This is a genomic window from Sulfurospirillum diekertiae (assembly GCF_002309535.1).
Classification (GTDB): domain Bacteria; phylum Campylobacterota; class Campylobacteria; order Campylobacterales; family Sulfurospirillaceae; genus Sulfurospirillum; species Sulfurospirillum diekertiae.
Window position 1 is genome coordinate 1660063 of record NZ_CP023275.1, and the last position, 26939, is coordinate 1687001.

Sequence of the window (26939 nt, forward strand, 5' to 3'; positions counted from 1 at the left end):
CTAAATAGTTGTTTGATTCAGTGCTTGAAGCACGCTTAGCGCTTGTACATGCGCTTTCACGTCATGGGCACGTATAATACTTGCGCCATGCTCATACGCTTTAAGATGAAGCGCAAGCGTTCCTGGTAAACGCTCATCAATCGGTGTGGGTATGATCTTATCGATCATCGATTTGCGACTCGCTCCCACAAGAAGGGGATAGCCAAAATGTAAAAAGTGTTCATGGTGTTTGAGAAGTTGTAGATTATGTTCTAAGCTTTTTCCAAATCCAATGCCCACATCCAAAACAATCTTTTTTATACCAAATTGCTGTGCTTTTGCAATACGTTCTTCAAAAAAAGCATCGACTTCTAGCATAACATTATCATAGATAGGCTCATGTTGCATACTTTTAGGATCACCTTGCATATGCATTAAAATGACGGTTGCATCGTATTTTGCTGTAATACGAGCAACATCATCATTCGCAAGCGCTGTAATGTCATTAACAATACTAAAACCATGCGTCAAAGCATACTCCAAACACAATGGCGAATAGCTATCAAGTGAAAATTGTGCCTTTTCAAACAGCTTATGCATGAAAATCAGATCGATGATAGGCTTCACGCGCGAAAGCTCTTCTTCATCACTCACACCAAGACTTCCAGGACGGCTTGAAACACCGCCTAAATCAATCATGGTAGCACCCTCTTCTATCATGGTTTCAATATGTTTGAGTGCCGCTTCATCTTTAAAACGACTGCCTTGAAAAAAGCTGTCTTCATTGGTGTTGATGATTCCCATCACTGTAAAATCATCTTTACATGTAAAGATCAATTCACTCAATTTTTGAGCAACCTCTTTTAAGCCAAAAGGTTGCATTTTCTCTTTACGTGCCAACTCTTTGAGCTGTTTATCATTCGCAATTAAAACCGCATCCACTAAAGAGACTTTACATGTAATGGTATCTTTGGGAACGGCAAGATCTGCCCCAATGGACAGCGCATCTTGTTTGAGAATGTTGGCAGCAGGTGCTTTTAAATCTTTGATGTAAATAAGATTCAGATGTGTTTTAGGGGTTAAAAGAGCACTCCCTTCATGCGTAACACCAACCGTTTGAAACAATGCTTTAGCATCCAAGTGGGATGAAAGTTTATACAGTTTCATCGATATTTTCTCAGCATGATTGAAAGCAAAAGTGAAGTTAAAATTGTTTGTCCTCGTGTATTGAGCTCAACAAGATGCAAAAGCTTTTGAAAATGTTCCAATTCTTTTTCGCTAAATCGCAAATGGTGCTCGTTGATCGCTTCAAATACAATCGCTTGCACCAAATCTTTCAAAAAGTTTTTCTCTGCATTTTGGTGTTTCTGAATAAAAGGATAGATATCACCAAGATCAAGTTGTTTCAGGTTGAGTCCACTATGCGTTATCTCTTGTTCAATCACAAGCTCTTTTTGAAGTAAACGTGAACGAATCGTTGGTAAAAACGCTGTTTTAGAAGGAGCCACTACGATAAAAATAATGTGGCGAGGAGGCTCTTCCAAAATTTTAAGCAGTGCATTTTGTGCTTCTACACGATACCCTTTTGCCACTAAAATAAGATATTTGTTAGCAGATTCTGCGATATACGCTTCTTTGATGACTTCTTTGGCGTCATCTATCAAAAACTCATCTTTACAAAAGAAGAGATGGCGCTCTTTGGCGTATTGTTCTTGCAAACTCTCTTTTGCTTTTTCCACATTTTTACAGATTAAAATATGGCTTAAGACCCCTTCGTCACTCATTTTCAAAGGTAACCTCGGCAAAAAGCACGGCATCGATACTTTTATCGAGAAGTCTAAAAAGCTGAATTAATTTGATATCCAAACTATCATCATCACTTAAAAGATAAAAGCTATTTTGGACATGTTCATCCATAATCCAAAGAAAGCTATCGTCTTTACGTTTGGCAATTTGCATCTTGATGTCGCTGTTTTTGCCTACATAAAAGAAGGTATATCCACTTGGAAAGGCTTGGGAAAGCATATTTTCTAAAAGTTCAATATCTTCTTTGGTTTTAACTTGATATAAATTGGGATAGAGCGTCTGCAGCGATAAAAATGGCAGAAGCGGTCTATTTTTTCGATGATTGTTGATGGCTCGCAACATATAGTGACAAAACCACGCCCGATCATCATCGGTAATCACAATAAAAGTATGGCCATCAAGAAGATTTTTAAGCATGGAAGCAGCAAGAGGAACCCATTCGAACCTCTTCTCTTCCATCCAACTCATCGAAGAGCCATCTTTGCGTATCTCTTCTAGTGTCCATTTTAAAAATTGTTGCATAAATTATTTATCCAATTGGTATGCGCTGTGCAATGCACGTACGGCTAATTCACCGTATTTTGCTTGAATAACCATAGAAATCTTAATTTCACTGGTACTGATCATCTCAATATTGATACCCTCTTTTGCCATAACATCAAAGGCCTTGCACGCAACACCACTGTGTGATTTCATACCTACACCTACAATAGAAACTTTAACAATTTCACTATCATATTCCATGACATCACTGGCTCTAAGCTCGCTCATAGCAGCTTTTGTTATATCAAGCTCATTTTGAGGAACCGTAAAGCCAAGATTGGTGGTACCATCATGTCCCACATTTTGGATAATCATATCAACGTTAACGTTACAATCAGAAAGTTTTTTGAAAATTTCAGCTGCAATACCAGGTTTGTCCGTAACACCACGAAGAGTGACTCTAGCTTGATTTTTATCGAGTGCAATACCGCTAACTAATGGTTGTTCCATACTATTATCTTCCTTTGTAATAAGTGTTCCTTCATGGTTGTTAAAACTACTGCGTGTTACAAGATTGACATTCAGTTTTTTTGCCATCTCAACCGAGCGGCTTTGAAGCACTTTCGCTCCAAGACTTGCAAGTTCTAACATCTCATCGTAACTGATTTTATCCAGTTTTTTTGCCTTAGGTTCAATGCGAGGATCGGTGGTATAAACACCATCAACATCGGTGTAAATTTCACAAAGATCCGCCTCAAGTGCACCCGCAATAGCCACAGCAGAAAGGTCACTGCCTCCACGTCCCAAGGTTGAAACCTCGCCCGCTTCCGTGACACCTTGAAAACCAGCCACCACGACAATTTTACCTGCTTTGAGTTCTTCTTGCATTTTGCTTGTATCAATGTATTCAATGTGTGCTTTGGTATGGATTTCATCGGTTACAATGCCAGCTCGTCTACCACTCATCGAAACGGCAGCATAACCTTCTGCTTCAAGGGCAATAGCAAGAAGCGCACTCGTTACGCGCTCTCCAGAGCTGAGTAACATATCGACTTCACGATGGTTAGGCGTTTTACTAAAATAGCCTGCATAGTCTAATAGCTTATTGGTTTCACCACTCATCGCCGAAACGACAACGACAAGATCATGCCCTGCTTGTTTACTCTCAATAACTCTTTTAGCAACAGCTTCAATGCGTTCGACATTACCAACACTTGTGCCGCCATACTTTTGAACGATCAACATTTTAAAGATACCCTTCTTTTTTGAAATATTCTAACACCTGTTTATAGACGGGACGCTTGAAATAAGTAATGAAATCAAATACCTCTTCCAAACTAACAAATCGGTAGTCACAAAACTCTGGTTCTTTGGTAGCTATATTAATCTTTGCATCTTTTTTGAGTCTCACTAAAAAATACTTTTGGCTTTGTCCATCAAAAGGATACATTTTCTGAGCAATTTTTTGAGGGAAGTCGTATTGTAACCAGTGCGGATACTCTGCTATAATTTCGACATCACCTGTACCAATTTCTTCTTCAAGCTCTCGATAAAGAGCCTCTTGTGGTGTTTCTCCCTCATCAATTCCCCCTTGAGGAAATTGCCAAGCACCCTCTATATCGCTACGACTGGCAATAAAAAGTTGGCATTGAAAAGGGTATTTTGCAGAGACAATCACAGCAGCAACATTAGGTCTGTATCGTTTTGGTGATTCCATAATTGCGCATTACCTCTATATTTTTGTTAAAATAGTATCTAAAAAGTCATTAAACTTGCTTGATATAAGGAATTTCGTGTTAGCTTATCTGCATATCCCTTTTTGCGATAGTAAATGCCACTACTGCGCCTTTAACTCCTATGAGAACAAGGGTACACTGAAGCAAAACTATATGCACCATATCACCACCCAACTTCGTTTTGAACTTGAAAAGTTTAATGCCCAAAAAGAGAGTATTACCTCTCTTTTTATTGGGGGAGGAACTCCTTCAACCATTCCAGCTTCGTGGTATGAATCATTTTTTAAGATGATAACGCCCTATTTAAGCCACGATGCCGAAGTCACTTCTGAGGCAAACCCTCACTCTGCAACGCAAGAGTGGATAGCAGAAATGAAAACATTGGGCATCAATCGTCTTAGCTTTGGCGTACAGAGTTTTAATGAGCAAAAACTTACTTTTTTAGGTCGTAACCATTCACCCAAAATTGCACTTCAGGCCATTCATAACGCTTCAAAAGTTGGTATTCAAAATATTTCACTGGACCTTATTTATGGCACAGCGTTGGACACACCTTCTTTACTTGAAAAAGACCTACATATTGCATCATCTTTGCCAATCAACCATTTAAGTGCTTATGCGCTTACACTAGAAGAAGCAACACCTTTTTACAAGAGAAATGATGTGACAAATGATTCAGAAGAACTGGCTAGATCATTTGTGCAAGCAATTATTCAAGCAGGATTCCCACAATATGAAATCTCTAATTTTGGAAGATACCAAAGCATTCATAACAAAGGATATTGGGAGCATCAAGATTATCTAGGTATTGGGGCAGGAGCAGTAGGATTTTTAAAAAATAGGCGTTTTTACCCAAGCAAAGAGATTGAAGCCTATATACAAAATCCTCTTTTTCAAGAAGTTGAGACATTAAGGAGAGAAGACTTACACAATGAAACACTTTTTCTTGGCCTTCGAAGCAATATTGGTATTGTTTTAGACGAATTTAGCCCAAAAGAGCAAGAAAGAGTCAACCTTTTGATAAGAGAAAACAAGCTTACATGTAAAGATAATCGCGTCTTCAATAATGACTATTTTTTAAGCGATGAAATAGCCCTTTTTATTACTCAGTAGGATTTTCTTCGAGTGCGACATGGAGAAGTGCTTTGGCCGCTTCTCTTCCTTCATTCACGATATGTTTAACTTCTAAAGCTTTCAGTAGTTTTTTCTCATCATAATCACTTGCTTTTGCAACAATCTTAATCGGTGCATCAAATGACTTTAAAACCTCACACAGCAAGATCAATTTTTTTTCATTATTGATTGCAATAATGACCGATTTTGCATTTTCTACAAAAGCATTTTGCAGAATACTTTTTTCGGCAGCATTGCCAAAATAAACAGGCTCACCCCTATTTTGTCCTAGCTTAACCAGATTAATATCATGTTCTAAAACAAGGTAATTCACATTCATCTTCTTAAGGCGATAAACAATTTCTTGTCCAAGTTTTCCATAACCACATACAATAATGTGATCTTTAATACCAGAGGAATGAATTTTAAAATCGCCATTGTCTGGCTCTTTAGTAATTGAATTTACAATCTTTTTCATATTTTTAAGAATAAAAGGTGTCATAACCATGGACAGCACAACTGTCACAATGAGAACTTGAGATGTATTGGTGCTTATCAAATGCGATGAGCTAGCTAGGGCTAAAATCGCTAAAGAGAACTCGCCTCCTTGACAGAGTGCCAATCCGGTTTTAAGTGCAACTCTCCCACCTACTGAGAAAAATAAAATAGTAAAAACTACCAATGTTTTAAATGCCATCATGACACCTAAAAACAGTAAAATCGTAGCGTAATTTTGTGCAATCAAACTAAGATCAATCTGCATTCCAACGGTGATAAAAAAAAGACCAAGGAGAATATCTCGAAAGGGGACAAGATCGGCTTCAATTTGATGTTTGTACTGTGTTTCAGACATCATCATACCTGCCAAAAAAGCCCCTAACGAGTATGAAAAGCCTAAAGAGTGAGATAAAAAAGAGGCACCCACAACCAGTAATAACACTGATGCAATAAAAATTTCTTGGGTATCCGCCCAAACAACAAGCGATAAAAAGCGATTGAGTAGATATTTCCCAATGATAAACATCAAGCCTAAAATAATCACTGCGCTGTAAAACGTTTGTAAAAGCAAAGAAGAAATAGAGCTGTTTTGATTGGAAAAGATATTAATCATCAATAAAATAGGAATGACCGCAATATCTTGAAACAAAAGAATTCCCAGTGCTTTACGTCCATAAATTGTGTGTATTGTTCCACTATCATTCAAAATTTTTAGAACAATGGCTGTTGATGAAAGTGCGAGGGCATAACCAATGATAATGGCACTTTTTTTCTCAATTCCAAAGAAATACTCAGCACCTAACGCAATGACACCTCCTACAAGTAAAACTTGTAAAAAACCATAAAAGAAAACATCCTTTTTCATACTCAAAAGATGTTTGATCGAAAATTCCAACCCAATTGTAAACATTAAAAAAACAATTCCAAACTCAGCAATTTGTGTCAAAGAATCATTATTGCGACCTAATTTATACATGTAGGCAATAGCAAACCCCGTAATGATATACCCAATAATCGTGGGAATATTAAAACGCTTTAACAAAATGTTAAAAATCGTTGCTATGGCCGTTGCGCTTAAAATAATCGCTAATATATTATCCACACCTATTCCCCAAATAAAATAATCTCATAACTATTTTTATGTTTAACCAACGGATTTTTGGTTTGTGTACTTTTTTTAGTTAGCCCACTCAGCTCTAGTCGTAAATTTTCAACCAACAATTCAAAATCATCAATTTTGTCTTTCAACTGCATGATAATATCAACACCTGCAAGATTCACACCAAGATCACGTGTGAGTCGTTGAATCATTTTGATCTTATCAATATCGCGTTGTGAATAAAGACGCATTTTCCCATCGGTTCTTGAAGGTCTAACCAATCCTTCCCTTTCATACTGACGAAGCGTTTGAGGATGAATCGTTAAAACTTTTGCGACTACACTAATCAAATAAACAGGTTCTTCATAATCATGGTGCATAAGAGGCTCCTCTTTTTTATTCCTAAATTCTTAACACGCTTTTAAAGCAAAGCTTCTCAAGCTACGCTAACGCTGAGTTTTCTTCGGCAGAAAGCCCACGCACCTTTGGCGCTTAGATTTTTTACAAATCGAGTTTTGCAAGCAGTCTAAGCATTACACACATTTATCACACAAAATTTATTGCGGTAGTTTTGCTTCCATCATTGCTTTAAGATCACTGTCTAATGAAGCAAGCGGAGGTAAAACAATGTTGGCAACAAGGTACAAATCGCCTTTTGATTGATTTTTGCGATTGAGTGCGCCATACTCTTTTACTCTAAATTTTTGTCCGTTTTTCGTATCTTCTTTGACTTTTAATGTAATCTCTTTATAGAGCGTATCAACGGCTATTTTACCGCCAAAAAGTGCTGTTTTAAGAGGAATATCGATGCTCTTAACCAAATCATCTCCATCACGTGTGTATTCAGGACTATCAGCAACTTCCACACTTAAGATTAAATCACCTTTTTGACCTTGATACGATTTACCTTTGTCTTTAACACGCATCTTTTCACCATTTTTAATGCCTGCAGGAATCTTCACATCAAAGCTGTCATTGTTGTAGGAGAGTGAGTGCTTTCCACCCAAAATAGCAACATTAAAAGGAATAATAATTTTGGCGCTTACATCCAAATCAGGTTCACTATAACCTCCAAATCCACCGCCGAAACCTGCATTGCCAAAACCACCGAATCCACCTTGTCCAGCACGTCCACCGCTACTAAAACCACCAAATCCGCCGCCACCGCCGAAGATACTGCGCAAGATATCGTCTAAATTAGCACCACCACCTTGTGAATTGGCAAAATCATGGAAATTTTGGCCGCCAAACATGTTATCGCCATATTGATCGTATTGTTGGCGTTTTTGAGCATCACTCAAAATTTCATACGCAGCGTTAATCTCTTTAAATTTTTCTTCTGCCCCTGCATCTTTATTAATGTCTGGGTGATATTTGCGAGCTAAACGTCGATAGGCTTTTTTGATCTCTTCCGCACTTGCGTCTTGAGAGACGTCTAAGGTCTCATATAAACTCTTACTCATGACTTTAACCTTGTATAAATATTTATAGTGATTATAACACAAAACTTTAGTCTAGGTCAATCAACTTACTCCCCGTTTTCTTAATATTTACTTTATATTTACCTCTCTCCCTTATAATGCTTACTAAGAAACTATTAAGGAGTTTATCCATGAAAAAGATTGTTTTTTTATCAATAATCGCATCGCTTTCTCTTTTTGGAGCAACCATAGAAATTGCTCAAATGCCTAAAGATTCTCAGCATGTTGATGCTACATCTCCTAATGTTATACTCTCATACAATAATGCTATTAAAGAGATCAAGAAGAGTGTTGTTAACATCGCAACAACGAAAAAAAGTAAACAAAATGACCAACTCAATGAACTTATGCAAAATCCGTTCTTTAAAGACTTTTTTGGAAATCGTATCCCTGAACTGAAACAGCAGGAACGTAAATCACATTCACTGGGTTCTGGTGTTGTGATCTCTTCTAATGGTTATATCGTTACCAATTATCATGTTGTTGAAGGAGCAGAAGAGATTCTTATCACGCTTCCCGATGATGAAAAAGAGTACAAAGCAAAAGTAATTGGGGAAGATTCTAAAACCGATCTTGCTGTTGTAAAAATTGATGCCAAAGATTTACATGTCGCTCAATTTGGTAACTCATCAAATCTACTTGAAGGAGATGTAGTTTTTGCCATTGGTAACCCATTTGGTGTAGGTGAGACCATAACACATGGTATTATCTCTGCACTTAATAAAAATAACGTTGGACTGAATCAATACGAAAATTTTATCCAAACAGATGCCTCTATTAATCCTGGAAACTCTGGTGGAGCATTAGTCGATAGTAGAGGTGCTCTTATTGGTATTAACAGTGCTATTCTTTCTAAAAGTGGAGGCAATAATGGTATCGGTTTTGCCATTCCTTCCAACATGGTGCAAAAAATTGCAACAACACTGATCGAAACGGGGAAAATCGAACGAGGGTTCATGGGTATATCAATCGCTGATCTCACCAATGATCTGAAAGAATTGTATGACAATAAACAAGGTGCACTGATCTTAATGATCGAGAAAAACTCACCTGCTGAAAAAGGTGGACTTCAAGTCTCTGACCTTATTATTGAAGTTGATGGTGTAAAAATCAAAAACGCTAATGAGCTTAAAAACACTGTTGCTGCTATCGCTCCTGATAAAACCATTACAATTACCTATGAACGTGATAAAAAAGAGAAATCAACTAAAATCAAACTAGCAAAAATGGAAGCAGACCAAACGACCAATAGTAATGGCGATGCTAAATCAACCACGTCTAGCCCAGTTGAGGGACTAAGCCTTTTAGAAATAAATGATAAAACAAGAGCCCAATATCAAATACCTAAAGAGATAGAAGGTGTACTTATCTTGGATGTCAAAGAAGATTCCAAAGCAGAAAAAATAGGCTTTAAAGAAGGTGATATCATCATTCAAGTAGAACAAATGCACATCACATCTCTTAAAGATTTCAATAATGCTCTTAAAGAGTATAAAAACAGTAAAAAACGCGTTGTCATTAACCGTCAGAATTACCGTGCCATCCTTGTTATGCCCTAATATTTAGGAGGCATTTGCCTCCTAAATCAGCTATAATATCCTTTACATGTAAGGAGTGGGCGTATGACACATATTTTGATGATCGAAGATGATTTGGAACTTGCTGAAATTTTAATGGAGTATTTAGAGCAATTTGATATCGCTATTACAATTGCAGATGATCCCTACTTAGGTCTTTCAATACTTGACACCCAAAAATTTGATCTTATTATCTTAGACCTTACCCTTCCAGGCATTGATGGACTTGAAGTATGCAAAGAAATTCGAAAACGTCACACCATTCCTATTATTATTTCATCAGCACGGACAGATATTACTGATAAAGTCACTGCTCTTGAAAATGGAGCAGATGACTACTTGCCAAAACCCTATAACCCAAGAGAGCTACAAGCACGTATTATGAGCTTATTACGTAGGCAAAAGGGAGTTGTTGCTACCGAACAAAGCATTCAAAAAATCAAAGATCTGATTTTGAATGAAGAACAAATGATTATCATCTTACAAGGAAAGACACTTCATTTGACAGCTGCAGAGTACGGTATACTTGGTTATTTAATGAAAAAAGAAGGCGGTGTTGTCTCACGTGAAGAACTTATCTATAATATTGAAGCCATTAGCGAAGAGACAACCAACAAAAGTATTGATGTTATTATTGGACGTATTCGTCAAAAACTTGGTGAAAACCCCAAAGAGCCCAAATACATTCATGCCGTTCGTGGCGTAGGATATAAGTTTTTACAATGACTAAATCTTCCATTTTTTACAGCATTACCTTTATTTTTGCCATCAGTATCGTGAGTATTTTTTTAGCATTACTCTTTTTATTGGAATATGACAAACAAAGCTATACCGATAAGCTCAATGCAAAATATTCTATTATCGCGCGTGCAACACTTTTTCATCTCAATAATTTTATTACCAATGATGAACTGAAAAGGCAGGTACAAGGGTACCAAATGCGTGAAATTACGGATAAAGAGACACAAACACTCATCATTCAAAATGCGCAAGTAATCCAAAAAATTTCTGATCGTATTGGTACCAGTGCCATTTTGCGCTACGATAATAACCACTATCTACATATTGAAACAAAATACTCTTCACTACTCCTGAAAGATGAAGATTTTCAACCTTATCGCTATGATCTCATTAAAACAATTTTTGGCGTTGTTTTTGCCATTATTATTGTTGCTTATATTTTAACCATTCGCAAACTAAAGCCTCTGCGTAAGCTTAAGCGTCAAATGGACCGTTTTGCAAAAGGGGATCTTGATATTAATTGTAAAACGGATGGTGAAGATGAAATTTCTCAGGTCGCCAATTCATTTCATAATGCGGTTGAACAAATCAATAAGCTTAACCACTCAAGACAGCTTTTCTTACGTAACATTATGCATGAGCTCAAAACACCTATAACTAAAGGACGGATTAGTGCTGAAATGCTTGAAAATGGGAAGCAACGCGATCGTTTAATCGGTACATTTGAAAAACTTGAACTGCTTATCAATGAGTTTGCATCAATTGAGCAGATTACTTCAGGCGAAGGTCTCAAAAACATCAAACCTTATCGCTTGGTTGATATGCTTGATGAAGCTATTGATCTTGCAATGATTAATCCAAAACAGATCGAAATTGATATGATTGATGATGAAATTATTTTACATGTAGACTTTAGACTTTTCACCACTGCTATGAAAAATGTCATTGACAATGGTATTAAGTACTCTATTGATCAAAAGATAAGAATTATGGCAACTAAAGAAAAAATATCTTTCATCAGTCAAGGCAAACCTCTTACTTACGACCTTGAACATTATCTTGAGCCTTTTGTACAAGAAAAAAATTCACATCAAAGTTTTGGCCTAGGGCTTTACATTGTGCATCATATTGTCAAGGCGCACCACGTTAACTTTACCTATGAACACAAAGATGGCTATAATTATTTTAATTTTGAACAAATCGAAACGCTTGCATAAATTTTTGAGTACAATTAAAATAAATCAGAATAATCAAAGGAGTTATCATGTCTGGAATTGCTTTTTCGAAAATCAATCTAACAAATCTTATTGACCATCATATAGCACTATTAGAACGTTTTGGTATTAAAGATGAAGTTCCTTTCTCCTTGATTTTCTTTTCTCTTGAAGACCGTAAAGAGATTGATAGTTTAGAGATGTTCCAACGGATTTTAAGAAGAACAGATGCTATCTTTAATCATAGTAATCATTATGTCGTTATGCTGACAGGAACTGACTGGAATGGTGCAACAGAAGTACTTTCTGGTATTCAAAGCTTTTTAGATCAAAAACCGTATGATAATGTGGTTACTTACCCAGACGATGGGCTAGATGCTAAAACGCTTTTACATAAACTCAATAATATCGTTGAAGAGAACTGCAATATTACAACGGATTTATTTCAGTAGGCTTTTTAAGCCTACTGAACATCTCATTTTACTCGTTTCTTAAGGTATCAAGTACATTAATTTGAGTTGCTTTATGCGCGGGATAATAGGAAGAGAGCGTTACAATAAAACTAGTTCCAATGACGATAAGCACAAAATCAAGCATTGAAAGATCTAATGGTAATTTAGCTGTTCCATAGACATCTGCCGGTAAAGAGATAATATCAAACGAACCTAGCACAAAAAGTGCCAACCCGCCAAGCAAAATACCAAACAGCATTCCTCCACCTCCAATCACAAGTCCTAAATAGAAAAAGGTATTTTTGATCTCTTTCTTATATGCACCCAAGGAGAGTAATAAAGCAATCTCTTTACGCCTATTCATAACTGTCATTAAAAGCGAGCTAATAATATTTAAAGAAGCAATTAAAATAATAAGCATCAAAACAATAAATAAAGCCCTTTTTTCAAGCGCTAAAGCTGCAAAAAAGTTACCATTCATCTGCCACCAACCCACAATGCCTAGATCATCAGGGAGAACTTTACGAATTTTTTCAATATCCACAAATGGTTCGTCCGAATAAATATGAATCCCATCAAATTGACCAACTTCATACTGCATCACTTGCGCTAATGAATCAAGTGTTGTATACATATAAGCTTTATCATACGCCATTAAGCCAGAACGAAATGAGCCCTGAAAATTAAAACGTTTCATTTTAGGAATGAGGCTCATACCACCAGGATCATTTTTGGTAAAGATAAGTGTTGCTTTTTCATCTTGTGCAAAAAGATGTGTTTTAGCAATTTCACTCCCTGTAATCAGATCATATTTATCGAGCGTCTTTCCTTTAATAGCTTCAGCAACAATTGCATTAATTTTTGCTTCTTGTTCAAAATTAACACCAAAGAGCATGCCGCCTTCCAAACGATTACCTTTTTTGATAATCACTTGTGTCGAAATATAAGGACTAAATTTAAGTTTTGGAAACTGCTCTTGCAGTGCATTGAGTTGAGTTTGATCGACAGGAGAAAAACTTCGTGAATAGATAGAGAGTGGATAATTCATGGTAAAGAGTTTTTTTTCAAACTCTTTATCAAATCCATTCATAATCGCCATAGCAACCATAAGGACTGTCAATCCAATAGCTACCCCAAAAAAAGCAAGAAGCGAAATAACCGTAATAAAAGGTTGAGACTTGTCAAAACGTAAATACTTTTTGACAAGGTAAAAACTAAGATTTTTTTGCACGCTAGGCCCTTATGCTAAAAGCCCTTTTTTAGGACCACTCTTACCACAACATTGTTTATATTTTTTACCACTTCCACACGGACATGGCTCATTACGTGCTGCTTTTTTATCTTTGTCATCTTCTTCATCCGCATAGGGGCTTTGATGTTGAAGTGTAGCATTGGCATTTGCCTCTTCCATTCTTCGGATCATCTCATCCATAGCACGCTTTTCTTCTTCTTCTTTGTTGTCACGAAGTTGAACAATATGCAATGTTCTAAAACATTCATATTTGATTTGTTCTACAAGCTCCATGAAAAGATTATAACTCTCTTTTTTATACTCAGTCAAAGGATCTTTTTGATTATACCCACGAAGACCAATACCTGTTTTTAAAATATCCATTTGGTATAGATGTGCTCTCCATGTATTGTCAAGAACCTGAAGGTATAAAATACGTTCAATTTCTTTACGTTGAGTCTCATCAACAACAGACATTTTGGCATCAAAACTCTCTTGAAGTTCTGCAACAATCACATCTTTCAGTTTTGTAAACTCTAAATTTTGTAAGTGTTGTGCATCAAATGAAGCATTTAATTCATCTTGAAGAATGGACACAAGGTGTTCAATGTTATATTCTGTTTCTGCAATTCCTTCGTAAATCTCAGCTTTATAAAGTAAATTTGTCACAAAATCCACGCGAATCTCTTTAATGCGTGTTTCAATATCAAAGTTAGGGTTTAAAAGATCATTTCTAAAGTTATAAATTGCTTTACGTTGTTTGTTTGCAACATCATCATATTCCAAAAGGTGTTTACGAGATTCAAAGTGAAGTGCTTCGACTTTTTTCTGTGCATTTTCAACGGCACGCGTCACCATTTTGGATTCAATATGTTCACCCTCTTCAATCCCTAGGCGCTCCATAATTGCTTTAATACGATCACTTCCAAAAATTCGCAAAAGGTTATCTTCCAAACTTAAATAAAAACGGCTTTTACCATTATCGCCTTGACGACCTGAACGTCCACGAAGCTGGTTATCGATACGTCTACTTTCATGACGCTCTGTACCGATGATATAAAGACCTCCAAGGGCTTTAATTTCATCCTCAAGCTTAATATCAACACCTCGTCCAGCCATATTGGTTGCAATCGTTACAGCGCCTTTGACACCTGCATCTTTAATAATTTGAGCTTCTTTTTCATGGTTTTTAGCATTCAAAACAGAGTGTGGTACTTTCTCTTTTTTCAACAGTGAATGGAGTAACTCACTTTTTTCAATGGATGCAGTACCTACAAGAACAGGTTGCCCTTTTTCATGGCATAGTTTGATATCTTTAATAACGGCTTCAAACTTTTCACGTTCCGTTTTATAGATAAGATCATTCATATCTTCTCTGCGCATTGGGACATTTGTAGGAATTGAGATTACATCAAGATTATAAATCTGCGCAAACTCGGTTGCTTCTGTTTGTGCAGTTCCCGTCATACCTGCGAGTTTATTGTAAAGTCTAAAATAATTTTGGAAGGTGATGTCTGCGAGTGTTTGAGACTCTTCTTTAATCATCACGCCTTCTTTTGCTTCTAACGCTTGGTGCAATCCTTCACTAAAACGTCTTCCTTCGCTTAAACGCCCCGTAAACTCATCGACAATAATAATTTCCCCATCACGTACCACATAATCAACATCAGCAACGAACAGATACCGTGCTTTAAGGGCTTGATCAAGATGATGCGATAGAACAGCATTGTCAAGGCTATAAAGGTTATCGACACCAAAAAGTTTTTCAGCATTACTGATGCCATCTTCAGTCATCAAAACAGTTCTATTTTTTTCATCAACCGTAAAATCTGCTTCTTTCGTAAGCTTTTGGGCAACACCATCTGCAATTTTATAGCCATCTAATGTACGATTGGCTGGACCAGAAATAATTAAAGGTGTTCTTGCTTCATCAATAAGAATTGAGTCCACTTCATCCACAATAACAAAATTATGGACACGTTGAACTTTTTCATCCACTGCATAACGCATATTGTCACGTAAATAATCAAATCCAAACTCGTTGTTCGTTCCATACGTAATATCTGCATCATATTGTGCTTTACGTTTAGCATCATTGTCCAAATCATTGGTGACAATACCAACAGTTAAACCTAAGAAGTTATAGATACGGGACATATCAGCAGCATCTCTTTTTGCAAGGTAATCATTAACCGTTACAACATGAACACCTTCGCCAGACATTGCATTTAAAACAACAGGAAGCGTTGCCACAAGCGTTTTACCCTCACCTGTTTTCATCTCTGCGATATTTCCACCATGAAGCACTAAGCCACCTACCATTTGTACATCAAAATGACGCATACCCGTTGTTCGTTTACTGGCTTCTCTCGTAATAGCAAAGACATCATTTAAAATAGTCTCAAGTGTTTTTGTTCCTGATCGAACGTCTGCTTTAAAAGCATTAAAGGCATCTTTTAAGGCTTCATCGCTTAATTTTTCATACACTGGCTCTAAGGCATTAATCTTTTGAACGCGTGCTTGAAGCTCTTTAACAACACGATCGTTTTTAGTGCCAAAAATTTTACGAACAATATTACTCAATAGCATCTGATTCCACCTCTATTTTCATTACTTTTATACTATTAACTTTTCTTAAAACTTGGGATTTTATCATACTTTTACTATCTATTTGATAAAACTCCATATCTTATTATCTTTATGAGGAGTAATTTATGCGATTTTTTTGGATGTTTCTCTGTTTGACAACACTCCTTTTTGCCAAAATTGATCACTTTAAAACCATTCAAAGTGATTTCACACAAAAAGTGACTAATGATCAAAATAAAACAATAACCTATGAGGGGATGTTTTACGCCACAAACGATAAAAAGGCACTTTGGATTTACGAAAAACCTGTGGCTAAAAAAATTTACTTCAACAATACACATGTTTTGATTATTGAGCCAGAATTAGAGCAAGCAATTATTACGACACTTGACAATACTCCCAATATTGCACAATTACTACAAGATGCCAAGGAGATCGCTCCCAATAAATATGTAACAAAATTTATGGACACAACGTATACGATTTTTGCACATAAAGAGAGTATTGACAAGGTTGTCTATCGTGATAAGTTAGATAATGCTGTTGAAATTAGTTTTTCAAACCAAACAACAAATCTTTTTTTAGATGAAGAGCTGTTCCGTGCCGAAATTCCTAGAGGATATGATGTCGTACGCGAATAATTTTTTTAAAAATAAACGATTTAAATCTTTACATGTAAAGATTTAAATCGCATCAGAAGCTGCTGGTTTCCCAAAGAAATAGCCTTGAAAGAAGTGACATCCCATCTCTTTGAGCCGTTCAAACTGTTCTTTGGTTTCAACACCCTCCGCAATAACTTCCATATTGAAACTTTTACCAATAGAGATAATGGTCTCGACAATCAAAGCATCACTTCTATTGAGGATAAAATCTCGTACAAAAGATTGATCAATTTTTAGTTCATCAACATTTAAATGCTTCAAATACTGCAAACTAGAATACCCTGTCCCAAAATCGTCAACGGACAGAGAAACTCCTAACATTTTTAACTCACGAATCTTTGCCAATGCTTTAGCACTATCTCGAATCAAAAGACTTTCTGTCAATTCTAAACGAATTAATGACGGATTGATCTGAATTAATGCTAGTGTATTATGAACAATTTCTACAAAATCTTCACGCTCAAACTGTTTTGTGCTTACATTAATCGAAACACGCCATGTCGATTTTTTGACATCGTTTTGCCAATATTTTACTTGCGCCATAGCCTCTTTTAAAACCCAATCACCTAAAGGAATAATCAAGCCAGATTCTTCACATAAAGGAATAAACTGCATAGGAGAAATCAACTCACCATTGACTGTCTTGAGACGTATCAGAGCTTCAACACCTGTTATATTTGCATGAATATCAACTTGTGGTTGGTAAAATAAAACAAATTGTTCAGAATCAATTGCATCTCGAAGGTGTTGCAACATCGAAGATTTTTCTTCCATTATTTTTTGAATACGTGGATCAAAAAAACGAATGGTGTTACGACCATCCGTCTTTGCAGTATACATTGCGCTATCAGCATGACTTAATAATGTCGCGGCGTCCTCATCTCCATCAAAAAGACTAATGCCAATGCTTACGGTAATGTAACAAAGATAGGCATCAATCAAAAAAGGCTCTTTCGTTGCAAGTAGAATTTGCATTGCAGTATGTTCAGCTATTTTGGCAGCTTCTTCGATACTATTTGCAAGATTTGGCAATAAAAGAGCAAATTCATCACCCCCAAATCTAGCAACAATATCATGCTCTTTGGTAAAGTTTTCAAGGCGGCGTGCCATCATTATCAACAATTTATCTCCGGCAGTATGCCCTTTGAGATCATTAATAGATTTAAAATTATCCAGATCCATAAAAAGTAATGCACCATAAGTTTGTTTATGCTTGTTGGTACTAATACAAAGTTTAATCTGTTCTGTTAGTAGGATTTTATTGGCAAGATTCGTTAAAGAATCATAATATGAAAGTTTTAAGATATTCTCTTTTTGCAAAAATGAATTAATTGCAAAACCGATATCTCCCGCTAACTCTTCAATCATAGCACGTTCTTCAATACTAAAACCTTCTGGCATCGTTGTACAAATACTCATAACACCTAACGATTTTTGTGCAAATTTGTCACTTTGAAGTACTGTAATATAAGCTTCACTTACGTTATAGCGTACTATTGTTAGTTGACAACTATGAGGTAAATTTTCACTCGTAGGAGTAAGAATACGAAATCCTCCTTGTGCAAAAATTTCTTTTTCGATTGGATTGATATCGTGTTCTTCATCAAAACCAAAAGACTCTTTTACATGTAAAGCTCCATTTTCATAGAGTGAAATCTTGACATGGGCAAAAGATTTATTTGCAAAAAGACATTTCGCTGTTTCAGATAACAACTCTTCTAATGTTTGAGTCGTAATTAAAATTTGATTACTATCAGCAACCGTACGAAGAACTGCGTAAAGGTGTTTTTGTTGAGCATACGATTTTTCAAGCTCAATACTTTTTTGAGTAAGCATTTTAGTTCGCTGCAACACTAATGTTTCAAGTTCTTTTTTCTGTTCAACATCACGCTTAGTCAACTCTTTAATTGCCATATACATTAAAACCAATAAACCAATCACCACCATTGAGCTAAATATGGTTTCTTTCCAAAAAAGCCCTATGACATCATCAAATAAAGTCTTTTTAGGAATTTTAATGCTGGTTAAACCTCGTACTTCACCTAATTTATAGCCATATGCATTATTATAACGTTTAGCAATATAAGGTAAAACTTCATTTTTTTCTCCATGGCAAACTAAACAATATGCCTGTATACGCAAAGGAGAAGCAAAAAAGAAAAACTCTTTTCCCCCTTTGTTAACCAGTTCAATTGTTTCATTTTGATCAGGGTTTTGGTTAAAGTACGTAATTGCCTTCATTTCGAGATCATCGGCTTGATTAACGGGATTGCGTGGACGATCAGAAACATTGTGAATCGTAATTCCTTGCATAGAACGCTTCAAAAACTCATCACTGATATGGGTTGAAGCATGAGCGGGAAGGAAACCTATTGTAGAGTCATTGAGATCAATGCCACTCTCTAAAAATTGCTGATGATAGACTAGACGCATTGCCATAAAGTAGTCTTGAAGTGTCTTGGCTTTAGAATAGGCACGAATTTTTGCTAGATCTTCGGCTTGCTGATATAAATAAGTGATGACAAAGGCATTGGCACATAAAACTAAAAAAGCCACTATCCAAAAAAGGCGTTTAGTTAAATTAAGTTGTCTCACTTAGCGGCTCCTTTTTTAATGTTCAGAGTCAGTCAAAGATTGTAATCAATTATAACTTAGATTGGTGTTATAAAGATTTGGGAATACTTTTTAAAAATAAATATCCAATGAGCCCAGAGAGAAAAGAGCCCAACAAAATCGCTAATTTATCCGAATAATGAAACAAATCCGTATCATTATAGGCTAACGTATTGACAAAAAGGCTCATGGTAAAACCAATACCTGTAAGAATTGCAACACCATAAAGCTGTTTATAACTACTTCCACTTGGTAAAGATGCTAATCCACATTTAATGGCTAAAACACTCAAACCAAAAACACCTAACTGCTTACCTAAAAAAAGACCAAGCATAATACCTAAGGAAACATCTGAAAAAAGTGCATTCAGAGACACATCTTTAAGATCAACCCCAGCGTTCACAAAAGCAAACAGTGGAAGAATAATAAAAGCGACCCAAGAGTGAAGACTATGTTCCATCTCCTTGAGCATTGAAAAGCGTTTACCCTCTTTAGTCTGAGAATAAAGAGGAATACAAAAAGCAAGTAAAACACCTGCAATGGTTGCATGAACACCTGATTTTAATACACTCACCCACAAAACAACCCCAATTAAAATATATGCGGCTTTTTTGACAACGCGTAGGTAATTCATCATAGCTAATATAATAATAGCACATAAAGCTACAATAATGGATACTAATGATAAATTGCTGGTATAAAATAATGCAATGATAACAATGGCTCCAAGATCATCAATAATAGCCAAAGCCATTAAAAAAATCTTTAGTGATGAGGGAATACGAGAGCCCAAAAGTGAAAGAATCCCTAAGGCAAAAGCAATATCAGTCGCTGTAGGAATTGCCCAACCTTTCATAGAAAAAGAATCTGTATGATTAAAAAAAGTAAAAATAAGGGCAGGCATGACCATACCGCCAAAAGCGGCAATAGCTGGTAATGCTATTTGACTCTTGGAAGAAAGCTCACCTTCAAGAACTTCTCGCTTAATTTCAAGCCCAACAAGAAAAAAGAAAATAGCCATCAATCCATCATTGACCCATAGTAATAATGGTTTAGCAAGACCCAAAGAACCTATGCTAATTTGAACAGGCGTATGAAGAAAATGCGTATAAAAATCTGTTAAAAAGCTATTTTGACACAAAAGAGCAAGAAGTGTTACGATGATTAAAATAACTCCCAAAGAAGACTCTTTTTTAATGAACTCTTCTATCGTTGTAAACATAAAATCCCCTTTCTGATAGTATTTTTATACTAACATATTGAGGTAAATAGTTTATAAATACTGCTTATTTACCAAGGCAAAAACTGCTAAACATCTTCTCCAAAATCTCATCACGTTCAAAGGCAGTTGTGATCGATGATATACTATGAATGGCTTCATTGATATGAAAAGCAAAGAGCTCAAGCTCCCCTTCTCCAAGCAATTTGTAAGAGTTTAGAACATTTTCATAGGCTTTTTTAACAGCTTCAATTTGGCGTGCAGATGTAAGCATAATACTGTCATCGATTGTTGTTTGATCTAAAAGTATTTCGAGTTTTTGAGTAAGCTCATAACTGTCATTTTGACATGAAAGTGCTATAAAATTTGATCCTAAATGTTGAGTATCAAATTGGTTTGGCAAATCAATTTTATTGAGGACCGTTAAAATTTGTTTTGACTCTGCATAGTTTTGAAGTAATGTTAATATCTCTTTATCTTCGTTATCACAGGGCATACTATTATCAAACAGAGCAATGACAATCTCGGATTCTTCAATCGCTGCGATGGAACGTTCAATGCCTATTTTTTCAATCACGTCATGGGCTTGTCTGATGCCTGCAGTATCTACAATACGTACTAAATGTGTACCAATGCGCAGTTCTTCTTCAATCGTATCACGTGTTGTCCCGGCGATATCACTAATAATGGCACGATCATAACTAAGAAGGGTATTCAGCAGTGAGCTTTTGCCTACATTAGGTTTGCCTACAATGGCGATCTTAAAGCCTTGTATCAATCCTTGTCGGCGCTTACTACTCTCATAAGTTTTCAAAAGCTCTTTAGCGAGTATATCTAACTTTGCTCTGATATTTTCGATCATATTCAGAGGTAAATCTTCTTCGGCATAGTCAATATTTACTTCAACAAATGCAAGAATTTCAATCAATAACTCTCTTACATGTAAAACAAAATCTCGAAGTTCACCTTTGAGTTGGCGGGTAAGCATTTTAGCAGCATCCACACTTTTCGTTTCGATCAATGCCGCAATGGCTTCTGCTTCAGAAAGATCAATTCTGCCATTTAAAAAAGCGCGTTTCGAAAATTCGCCTGGATTGGCCAATCGTGCGCCATGATAAATGAGCGCTTCTAAAACAATCCCTGCAACAATACTGCCTCCATGGCATTGAAATTCAACTACATCTTCAGCAGTAAAGCTGTGAGGTGCTTTAAAATAGATCACAATGGCCTGATCAATCGCATCGTCGTGTGCATCGTATAAAAATGTGAGTGTGGCAAGACGTAGATCAAAGGTTCTTTTGTGAGAAAGTTTTTGAGCCAAAGCAAGGGCATCGGGACCACTGACACGAACAATCGCGATGGAACCAACCCCTGCACTTGTGGCAATAGCAGCAATAGTATCTATGCGGTTTTCCTATTAAAATCATTGACTACGATAAATTTACCACCGTCTTTGCCGGATTTAATACCGACATATTTTTCAGGAAACTGGGCGCGAAGTGCTTCAAGGGCAATTTTAATGAGAACACCATCTAAAATTTTTGTTTGGCCTTTGCCACTGTTTCGAATACGCTCAATAACTGGGGCGAGGTATTTATCAATCATTTCTTCTTGATTCTTCAAAAATTCTGCAATTTCAAGACGGATATTTAGACCATATTTAAGATTGATCCAGTTATAGAGCAAATAAGAGAGAGCTTTATAGCGATACCCTTCTTTACCAATGAGTAATGCTGCGTCTTCACCACTGAATTCAATCAAGATTGTATCATCACTGTATTTTGAAATAATAGGACTTTCAAGTGTAAAACAACTGTATTTGAAAAGGTTTTTAATCTGCATACGAACTTCATCAATTACATCATTAATTTCTCGTTTTTCATGATGAAAATTTTGGTCAATTGCAGTAGAAACTATCGTATGTCTTGGCTCTTTTACAGACGTTTTGGCAACTTCAATTTTAGACTCGATAATAAGAGCCGTTGTCTCTTTTAATGGAACAACAATAGCCGTTTCTGGTTCAACTTTTTTCTCCCCAGACTCACTTCTTGGAAACTCTTTTTTGCCTTTATTACGTCTATTTTTATTACGTCTATTACGGTCTCTTCTCTCATCATTAAAAGAGGAATCGGCTTCGTTATTGTTACTACTCTCTTCTTTACGTGGAGGAACAAATTCTTTACGATCGCGTTCTTCTCTCACCGGCTTAGTGCCTTTACGTTGCACTTCAATAATGGCACTTTTTTTAAAAAGCCCAAGAAATCCACTTGAGCCATTTTGAACAATATTAATATCTAAATCTACGACCGAACAAGACAACTCACTTGCAGCTTTAGAGTAAGCTTCTTGAAGTGTTGCTGCTTCTACTTTGATCATTTCTCGACCTTTTGCTCTTCATGTTTTTTTGCGAAAAGTTTATTGACATAAAACTGTTGTACGATAGATGCTACGTTGTTGGTAAACCAGTAAAGTGTTAAACCTGCCGGGAAAGTTACAAAGAAAAAAGTAAAGATAAGTGGTAAAAACTTCATAATTTTCTCTTGCATTGGATCAGTAAAGGTGGTTGGCGTAATGCGTTGATGTAAAAACATCGTGATACCCATAAGCACTGGAAGAATAAAATAAGGATCTTTAATCGCTAAGTCATGTACCCAGAAAATCCAAGGTGCCCCTTTAAGCTCAATGGCATTTTGAAGAACACGATATACGGCAAAGAAAACAGGAATTTGCAAAATAATTGGCAAACATCCGCCCATTGGATTTGCACCATTTTTCTTGTAAAGTTCCATCATATGCGTATTGAGCTTTTGCTTATCATCAGCATATTTTTTCTGCAACTCTTTCACTTTTGGTGCAAGCTCTTTAAGCTTATTCATAGAGACCATACCTTTATAGGTTAAAGGATAAAGCACTAAACGAACGGTAATGGTCATAGCAACAATCGCCCAACCCCAGTTACCAAAAATACCATGCAAAAAGGCAAGAAGTGCAAAAAGTGGTTTAGAAATAAACGTAAAGAAACCGTATTCAATAACATCTGTAAGTTCAGGACTAATCGCTTTGAGTTTAACATGCTCTTTAGGTCCGATGTAACCGCTGAGTTTAAAATCTTCTTCACCTTTAACAAATAAAAGTGGATTTTTATTTTGACCAACAGAAACAACACTCTCTAAGCCTTTATCAAGTTCATAAAAAAATGTCGTGTAGTATTTATCGGCCCCTGCTACAATTTTTGCATTTGCGAAGTGATCATCACTTTTAGCATCACCATCTGCAATCGTTTTAATGCTACCATCAGATTTTTTAATCAACACTCCATGAAAGGTATAACTGTCAACTGCCATGTTTGGTCTAACACCGGGAGAGAGGAAGTATTCATAAGGAGATGAAAGCTTTACATGTAAATCATATTTGCCTGAAGGGAAAAAAGTAATTGTTTTGGTAACAACAACACTGCTGAGGGTCTGTGTTAAAACAACACTACTCCCATTTTCACTAACATCAATTTTATCTTTGTCAGCGCTGTACGACATAACAAATGCATCTTCATTAATGGCTTTATCACTAAATCGAATTTCAAGGGGTAAAAGAGATTGAGAAGCATCGATAAGCTGAAAACGCTCACCCTTGTCGTCTTTATATTTGCCCTCTTCTAGATAAAACTTTGCAATTCTGCCAAGTCTGTCGATCTGAACTTCGTAGCCAGCCGCTTTAATTGTTGCAATAATTTCACCTACATTGGATGAACTCTTAGGAGCTCCAGCAACATCTACGCTACTCGCAGACTTTACGTCAGCAGGTGCACTGGCAGTTGTGGATGGCGTTGCATTTTGTTCAAGTGTTGTGGTTTCAGTAAGCGGAGGATTTTTGGGGATAAAAAAATGATCATACAGAGCAAAAAATAAAAATGATAATACAGTGGCAATAATAATGCGCATCTGAGGAGTGAGTTTATCTGTCACGAGATTCCCTTTATTTCGTTGTTTTAAAAGATTTTACCACGTAAAAACTTTGCATATCTTTTGGTACAAACCAAAAAGTGATACGATGAGTGCATGGTTGCTTGAGAGAAAGAGGAAGAGGAGACACAAATTTTTTAGTCACGACTGGATAGTCGATTCCTCCAGCAAAAAGCTGATTGCATCTCAAAATGCGTATAAAACTGTAAAAGATAGCTTTTAAAAAACTATTGTGTAGAAGCTGCTCTTTGGCATATTGCGAACATGTCGGATAATACCTACAACTTCCATAGCCAATCAGTGTAAAAAACTTCTGATAAAGCTTTATCAACAACAATGCTAAAGACTTCATTCTTTAACACAGTTTAATTTTTTCAAAGACCATATAATCCCTTTTTTCAAAGCATCATACGATATGTGATTAATCTTCTCTTTTGCTACAAAAACATACACGCCATCATGTAAAGTGTGTTGAATTTCTAAAAATATAGCCCTAAATCGTCTTTTGGCTAAATTTCGCTTGATAGCATTACCGACTTTTTTACTTGCCGTAAAGCCAACTCTTTTTGCTGTATCGTTATTGTAAAAGACTAAGGCACCTTCATAATGCCATTTTTTTGCATGGTTATAAACGTATGAATACTCTCTCGTCGCCTTGAGAGTTTCATAATCTTTTAAGCGGCCAATCTGCTTCTACCTTTAGCACGACGTGCTGCAATAACTTTACGCCCACCCTTAGTTTTCATTCTAAGTCTGAAACCATGTGTACGCTTTTTAGGGATACTATGTGGCTGATACGTTCTTTTCATCAAAATTTCCTTTAATAAAAAATAATTTAAGGTACGGATTTTACCTTAGCTTTACTTAAAATTGCATGAGCTTCGATTAAGCATCGCTTTACATGTAAGCCTTTAGTGCAATTCCATAACCATTTTTTTCAAAGCTTCCTTGTCAATTTTAGCTTCACTTAGACTGGTTTGTGGAAGCTTTTCTTTATAGACAACAATGGAAGGAATCATGTGATTTGGGAGATGTTTTTTAAGCTCAAATAAAATCTCATTTTTAGACATTTCACGTGATGCACTGTAGACCATCACAATCTCTTCTTCTGTTTTTTCATTTTCGATGGAAAAAACAGCACATTGGCTGATTTGAGGCAATTTATCGTGAACAACGCTCTCAATTTCATAAGGACTGATTCTAAAACCACTGACTTTAATCATATCATCCTTGCGTGAAACAAAGTAGAGATAGCCCTCTTCATCTCTATACACAAAATCGCCACTTGCGACGACAATTTCATCGGTCAGATCACCTTCTAAATTGACCACCTTGTCTAAGATTGCAATGCTTTTATACCGTTTTTGCGTATCTTCTTTTGATTTCCAATAGCCTTTGTAAATGTAGCCACCACGATGGATCAATTCACCAATTTCACGTGGTTGACACTCAAAACCTTGCTCATTGATAACATGAATCTCCACACCAGGAATTGGCTTTCCAATGGAATTAGGACGGATTTTAAGTTGTGCTGGGTCAAGGTACGTTGAGCGAAAGGCTTCGGTAAGACCATGCATCGAATAAAACTTAGCATTGGGGTAACGCTCTTCAATATCCGCAATCATCTTAGGGGTAATTTTTCCACCTGAGGAGGTGACAATACGCACATTGCCCAAAAGCTTTGCATTGGGAATTCGCTTAGGATCACTTTCAAACATCTGCGTAATATGCGGAGGCATAATCGGTAAAACTGTGACATTATCATTAATAAGGTGATTAAAAAAATCTGCTGGAAGCGCTAAGGAGTGTAGCGCCAACGTTGCATGGTTGTAAATGGAGCAAAAAAGCTGATTAAGGCCGTAATCCAAAATAAAAGGCAATGTTCCAGACAGTACATCACTCTCTTTAAGTTCAAGATAATTTGAAGCAACTCTGGCACTGTCGATCAGATTGCGGTGCGTGATAACAATACCACGAGGGAAACCCGTCAGTCCAAAGCTATAGGTGATCGCCGCATTTTTATAGTCACCAATATTACATGTAAAAATATCACTGCAACATTTATAGATCTCTTCAAAGGAGACAATGTTACGCTCACTCGCTTCATAGGTGATAATTTTGCCTTGAAAATTAATCTCATCAATACTTTTAATCTTTGATTTATCGGTAATAATACAAGTAATACTGCAATCATTGATAATATGTTCTACTTGCTCAGGTTTCAATAGACGTGAAATAGGAACAAAAATATGCTCTGTTGAGAGAAGTGCTAAAATCGCAATAATTTGCTCGCTGCTTTTATGAGAATAAATACCGATACGTGAACCACTTGGAAGTGCAAGCTCACTCAAGTAACGTGCTATTTGATTGACCTTACGAAACAGATCAGCATAGGTTAATTTTTTAGCACCATCAATGATAGCCACTTTATCAGGGCATGTTACAGCAGCTTTTTCAATGAGTGCACGAATACAATTAATAGACATA

At 36.4% G+C, this 26939-nt stretch carries 25 protein-coding genes; 6 read left to right on the top strand and 19 right to left on the bottom strand.

Features of this window, described 5'->3' with window-relative positions:
* The 5 genes from folP to SJPD1_RS08635 are packed head-to-tail and all read right to left on the bottom strand — an operon-like array spanning position 1 to position 3985.
* On the bottom strand, positions 1 to 1146 hold the full coding sequence (gene folP, locus SJPD1_RS08615; protein WP_096046789.1) for a dihydropteroate synthase: 1146 nt from the start codon (positions 1144 to 1146) through the stop codon (positions 1 to 3).
* Complete coding sequence (locus SJPD1_RS08620) at positions 1143 to 1763, bottom strand: DNA polymerase III subunit delta' (protein WP_096047824.1); 621 nt, start codon at positions 1761 to 1763, stop codon at positions 1143 to 1145. The genes folP and SJPD1_RS08620 overlap by 4 nt, the downstream gene beginning before the upstream one ends.
* Positions 1756 to 2307, bottom strand: coding sequence for a HobA family DNA replication regulator (locus tag SJPD1_RS08625; RefSeq protein ID WP_087438801.1), 552 nt, complete (start codon positions 2305 to 2307; stop codon positions 1756 to 1758). The genes SJPD1_RS08620 and SJPD1_RS08625 overlap by 8 nt, the downstream gene beginning before the upstream one ends.
* Positions 2308 to 2310: 3 nt before the next feature.
* Positions 2311 to 3513, bottom strand: coding sequence for an aspartate kinase (locus SJPD1_RS08630; RefSeq protein WP_096046790.1), 1203 nt, complete (start codon positions 3511 to 3513; stop codon positions 2311 to 2313).
* Position 3514: 1 nt separating this feature from the next.
* Positions 3515 to 3985 carry an RNA pyrophosphohydrolase gene (locus SJPD1_RS08635; protein WP_087438803.1) on the bottom strand — a complete coding sequence of 157 codons (471 nt, stop codon included), beginning with the start codon at positions 3983 to 3985 and terminating at the stop codon, positions 3515 to 3517.
* Between the two features lie 76 nt (positions 3986 to 4061).
* Between SJPD1_RS08635 and hemW the strand changes: the two genes are divergently transcribed.
* Complete coding sequence (gene hemW, locus SJPD1_RS08640; RefSeq protein WP_096046791.1) at positions 4062 to 5117, top strand: radical SAM family heme chaperone HemW; 1056 nt, start codon at positions 4062 to 4064, stop codon at positions 5115 to 5117.
* Here the strand turns inward: hemW and SJPD1_RS08645 are convergent.
* The 3 genes from SJPD1_RS08645 to SJPD1_RS08655 form a co-directional block, all read right to left on the bottom strand.
* On the bottom strand, positions 5107 to 6717 hold the full coding sequence (locus tag SJPD1_RS08645) for a cation:proton antiporter (protein ID WP_096046792.1): 1611 nt from the start codon (positions 6715 to 6717) through the stop codon (positions 5107 to 5109). The genes hemW and SJPD1_RS08645 overlap by 11 nt on opposite strands.
* Positions 6718 to 6719: 2 nt before the next feature.
* Positions 6720 to 7094, bottom strand: a complete 375-nt coding sequence (locus tag SJPD1_RS08650) for a heat shock protein transcriptional repressor HspR (protein ID WP_096046793.1) — start codon at positions 7092 to 7094, stop codon at positions 6720 to 6722.
* Between the two features lie 177 nt (positions 7095 to 7271).
* Positions 7272 to 8177, bottom strand: coding sequence for a DnaJ C-terminal domain-containing protein (locus SJPD1_RS08655; protein WP_096046794.1), 906 nt, complete (start codon positions 8175 to 8177; stop codon positions 7272 to 7274).
* A 149-nt stretch (positions 8178 to 8326) separates the two neighbouring features.
* On the opposite strand from SJPD1_RS08655, the gene SJPD1_RS08660 reads away from it, so the two are divergent.
* From SJPD1_RS08660 to SJPD1_RS08675, 4 genes are all read left to right on the top strand, one after another.
* The gene (locus SJPD1_RS08660) at positions 8327 to 9754 is read left to right on the top strand and encodes a Do family serine endopeptidase (RefSeq protein ID WP_096046795.1); all 1428 of its coding nucleotides are present in this window, start codon (positions 8327 to 8329) and stop codon (positions 9752 to 9754) included.
* Positions 9755 to 9817: 63 nt separating this feature from the next.
* On the top strand, positions 9818 to 10498 hold the full coding sequence (locus tag SJPD1_RS08665) for a response regulator transcription factor (RefSeq protein ID WP_096046796.1): 681 nt from the start codon (positions 9818 to 9820) through the stop codon (positions 10496 to 10498).
* A complete protein-coding gene (locus tag SJPD1_RS08670; protein ID WP_096046797.1) occupies positions 10495 to 11730 on the top strand; it encodes an ArsS family sensor histidine kinase in 1236 nt (411 codons plus the stop codon). The genes SJPD1_RS08665 and SJPD1_RS08670 overlap by 4 nt, the downstream gene beginning before the upstream one ends.
* 47 nt (positions 11731 to 11777) lie before the next feature.
* Positions 11778 to 12179, top strand: coding sequence for a hypothetical protein (locus SJPD1_RS08675; RefSeq protein ID WP_096046798.1), 402 nt, complete (start codon positions 11778 to 11780; stop codon positions 12177 to 12179).
* Positions 12180 to 12207: 28 nt separating this feature from the next.
* Here the strand turns inward: SJPD1_RS08675 and SJPD1_RS08680 are convergent, their stop codons facing one another.
* Both SJPD1_RS08680 and secA read right to left on the bottom strand, forming a co-directional pair.
* On the bottom strand, positions 12208 to 13410 hold the full coding sequence (locus SJPD1_RS08680; protein ID WP_096046799.1) for an ABC transporter permease: 1203 nt from the start codon (positions 13408 to 13410) through the stop codon (positions 12208 to 12210).
* A 9-nt stretch (positions 13411 to 13419) separates the two neighbouring features.
* Complete coding sequence (secA, locus tag SJPD1_RS08685; RefSeq protein WP_210394434.1) at positions 13420 to 15993, bottom strand: preprotein translocase subunit SecA; 2574 nt, start codon at positions 15991 to 15993, stop codon at positions 13420 to 13422.
* A gap of 131 nt (positions 15994 to 16124) precedes the next feature.
* Here secA and lolA point away from each other — a divergent pair, with 131 nt between their 5' ends.
* Entirely contained in the window at positions 16125 to 16640 is a 516-nt protein-coding gene (lolA, locus tag SJPD1_RS08690) for a LolA-like outer membrane lipoprotein chaperone (protein WP_096046801.1), read from the top strand.
* A gap of 42 nt (positions 16641 to 16682) precedes the next feature.
* Here lolA and SJPD1_RS08695 read toward each other — a convergent pair whose 3' ends face one another.
* From SJPD1_RS08695 to SJPD1_RS08735, 9 genes are all read right to left on the bottom strand, one after another.
* The gene (locus tag SJPD1_RS08695; RefSeq protein WP_096046802.1) at positions 16683 to 19256 is read right to left on the bottom strand and encodes an EAL domain-containing protein; all 2574 of its coding nucleotides are present in this window, start codon (positions 19254 to 19256) and stop codon (positions 16683 to 16685) included.
* A gap of 67 nt (positions 19257 to 19323) precedes the next feature.
* Positions 19324 to 20496, bottom strand: coding sequence for a Na+/H+ antiporter NhaA (nhaA, locus tag SJPD1_RS08700; protein ID WP_096046803.1), 1173 nt, complete (start codon positions 20494 to 20496; stop codon positions 19324 to 19326).
* 64 nt (positions 20497 to 20560) lie between these two features.
* Positions 20561 to 21898: a tRNA uridine-5-carboxymethylaminomethyl(34) synthesis GTPase MnmE gene (gene mnmE, locus SJPD1_RS08705; RefSeq protein WP_096046804.1), complete on the bottom strand. Its 1338-nt coding sequence runs from the start codon at positions 21896 to 21898 to the stop codon at positions 20561 to 20563.
* Positions 21895 to 22869, bottom strand: a complete 975-nt coding sequence (locus tag SJPD1_RS08710) for a Jag N-terminal domain-containing protein (protein ID WP_210394350.1) — start codon at positions 22867 to 22869, stop codon at positions 21895 to 21897. The genes mnmE and SJPD1_RS08710 overlap by 4 nt, the downstream gene beginning before the upstream one ends.
* Positions 22866 to 24431: a membrane protein insertase YidC gene (gene yidC, locus SJPD1_RS08715; RefSeq protein WP_245391485.1), complete on the bottom strand. Its 1566-nt coding sequence runs from the start codon at positions 24429 to 24431 to the stop codon at positions 22866 to 22868. The genes SJPD1_RS08710 and yidC overlap by 4 nt, the downstream gene beginning before the upstream one ends.
* A gap of 34 nt (positions 24432 to 24465) precedes the next feature.
* On the bottom strand, positions 24466 to 24804 hold the full coding sequence (yidD, locus tag SJPD1_RS08720) for a membrane protein insertion efficiency factor YidD (RefSeq protein ID WP_087438814.1): 339 nt from the start codon (positions 24802 to 24804) through the stop codon (positions 24466 to 24468).
* Positions 24801 to 25139: a ribonuclease P protein component gene (rnpA, locus tag SJPD1_RS08725; RefSeq protein WP_096046806.1), complete on the bottom strand. Its 339-nt coding sequence runs from the start codon at positions 25137 to 25139 to the stop codon at positions 24801 to 24803. Before rnpA ends, yidD begins: the two co-directional genes overlap by 4 nt.
* Positions 25127 to 25261, bottom strand: a complete 135-nt coding sequence (gene rpmH, locus SJPD1_RS08730; protein WP_096046807.1) for a 50S ribosomal protein L34 — start codon at positions 25259 to 25261, stop codon at positions 25127 to 25129. Before rpmH ends, rnpA begins: the two co-directional genes overlap by 13 nt.
* Before the next feature lie 102 nt (positions 25262 to 25363).
* The gene (locus tag SJPD1_RS08735; RefSeq protein WP_096046808.1) at positions 25364 to 26938 is read right to left on the bottom strand and encodes an AMP-binding protein; all 1575 of its coding nucleotides are present in this window, start codon (positions 26936 to 26938) and stop codon (positions 25364 to 25366) included.
* Between the last annotated feature and the right edge of the window lies 1 nt (position 26939).

Coding starts and splice junctions, on each gene's coding strand:
- yidD (WP_087438814.1), bottom strand. CDS start 24,804: ATGAAGTCTTTAGCATTGTTGTTGATAAAGCTTTATCAGAAGTTTTTT.
- SJPD1_RS08670 (WP_096046797.1), top strand. CDS start 10,495: ATGACTAAATCTTCCATTTTTTACAGCATTACCTTTATTTTTGCCATC.
- nhaA (WP_096046803.1), bottom strand. CDS start 20,496: ATGTTTACAACGATAGAAGAGTTCATTAAAAAAGAGTCTTCTTTGGGA.
- SJPD1_RS08625 (WP_087438801.1), bottom strand. CDS start 2,307: ATGCAACAATTTTTAAAATGGACACTAGAAGAGATACGCAAAGATGGC.
- SJPD1_RS08710 (WP_210394350.1), bottom strand. CDS start 22,869: ATGATCAAAGTAGAAGCAGCAACACTTCAAGAAGCTTACTCTAAAGCT.
- SJPD1_RS08650 (WP_096046793.1), bottom strand. CDS start 7,094: ATGCACCATGATTATGAAGAACCTGTTTATTTGATTAGTGTAGTCGCA.
- folP (WP_096046789.1), bottom strand. CDS start 1,146: ATGAAACTGTATAAACTTTCATCCCACTTGGATGCTAAAGCATTGTTT.
- lolA (WP_096046801.1), top strand. CDS start 16,125: ATGCGATTTTTTTGGATGTTTCTCTGTTTGACAACACTCCTTTTTGCC.
- SJPD1_RS08665 (WP_096046796.1), top strand. CDS start 9,818: ATGACACATATTTTGATGATCGAAGATGATTTGGAACTTGCTGAAATT.
- rpmH (WP_096046807.1), bottom strand. CDS start 25,261: ATGAAAAGAACGTATCAGCCACATAGTATCCCTAAAAAGCGTACACAT.
- SJPD1_RS08675 (WP_096046798.1), top strand. CDS start 11,778: ATGTCTGGAATTGCTTTTTCGAAAATCAATCTAACAAATCTTATTGAC.
- SJPD1_RS08635 (WP_087438803.1), bottom strand. CDS start 3,985: ATGGAATCACCAAAACGATACAGACCTAATGTTGCTGCTGTGATTGTC.
- yidC (WP_245391485.1), bottom strand. CDS start 24,431: ATGCGCATTATTATTGCCACTGTATTATCATTTTTATTTTTTGCTCTG.
- SJPD1_RS08655 (WP_096046794.1), bottom strand. CDS start 8,177: ATGAGTAAGAGTTTATATGAGACCTTAGACGTCTCTCAAGACGCAAGT.
- SJPD1_RS08660 (WP_096046795.1), top strand. CDS start 8,327: ATGAAAAAGATTGTTTTTTTATCAATAATCGCATCGCTTTCTCTTTTT.
- SJPD1_RS08620 (WP_096047824.1), bottom strand. CDS start 1,763: ATGAGTGACGAAGGGGTCTTAAGCCATATTTTAATCTGTAAAAATGTG.
- SJPD1_RS08630 (WP_096046790.1), bottom strand. CDS start 3,513: ATGTTGATCGTTCAAAAGTATGGCGGCACAAGTGTTGGTAATGTCGAA.
- SJPD1_RS08735 (WP_096046808.1), bottom strand. CDS start 26,938: ATGTCTATTAATTGTATTCGTGCACTCATTGAAAAAGCTGCTGTAACA.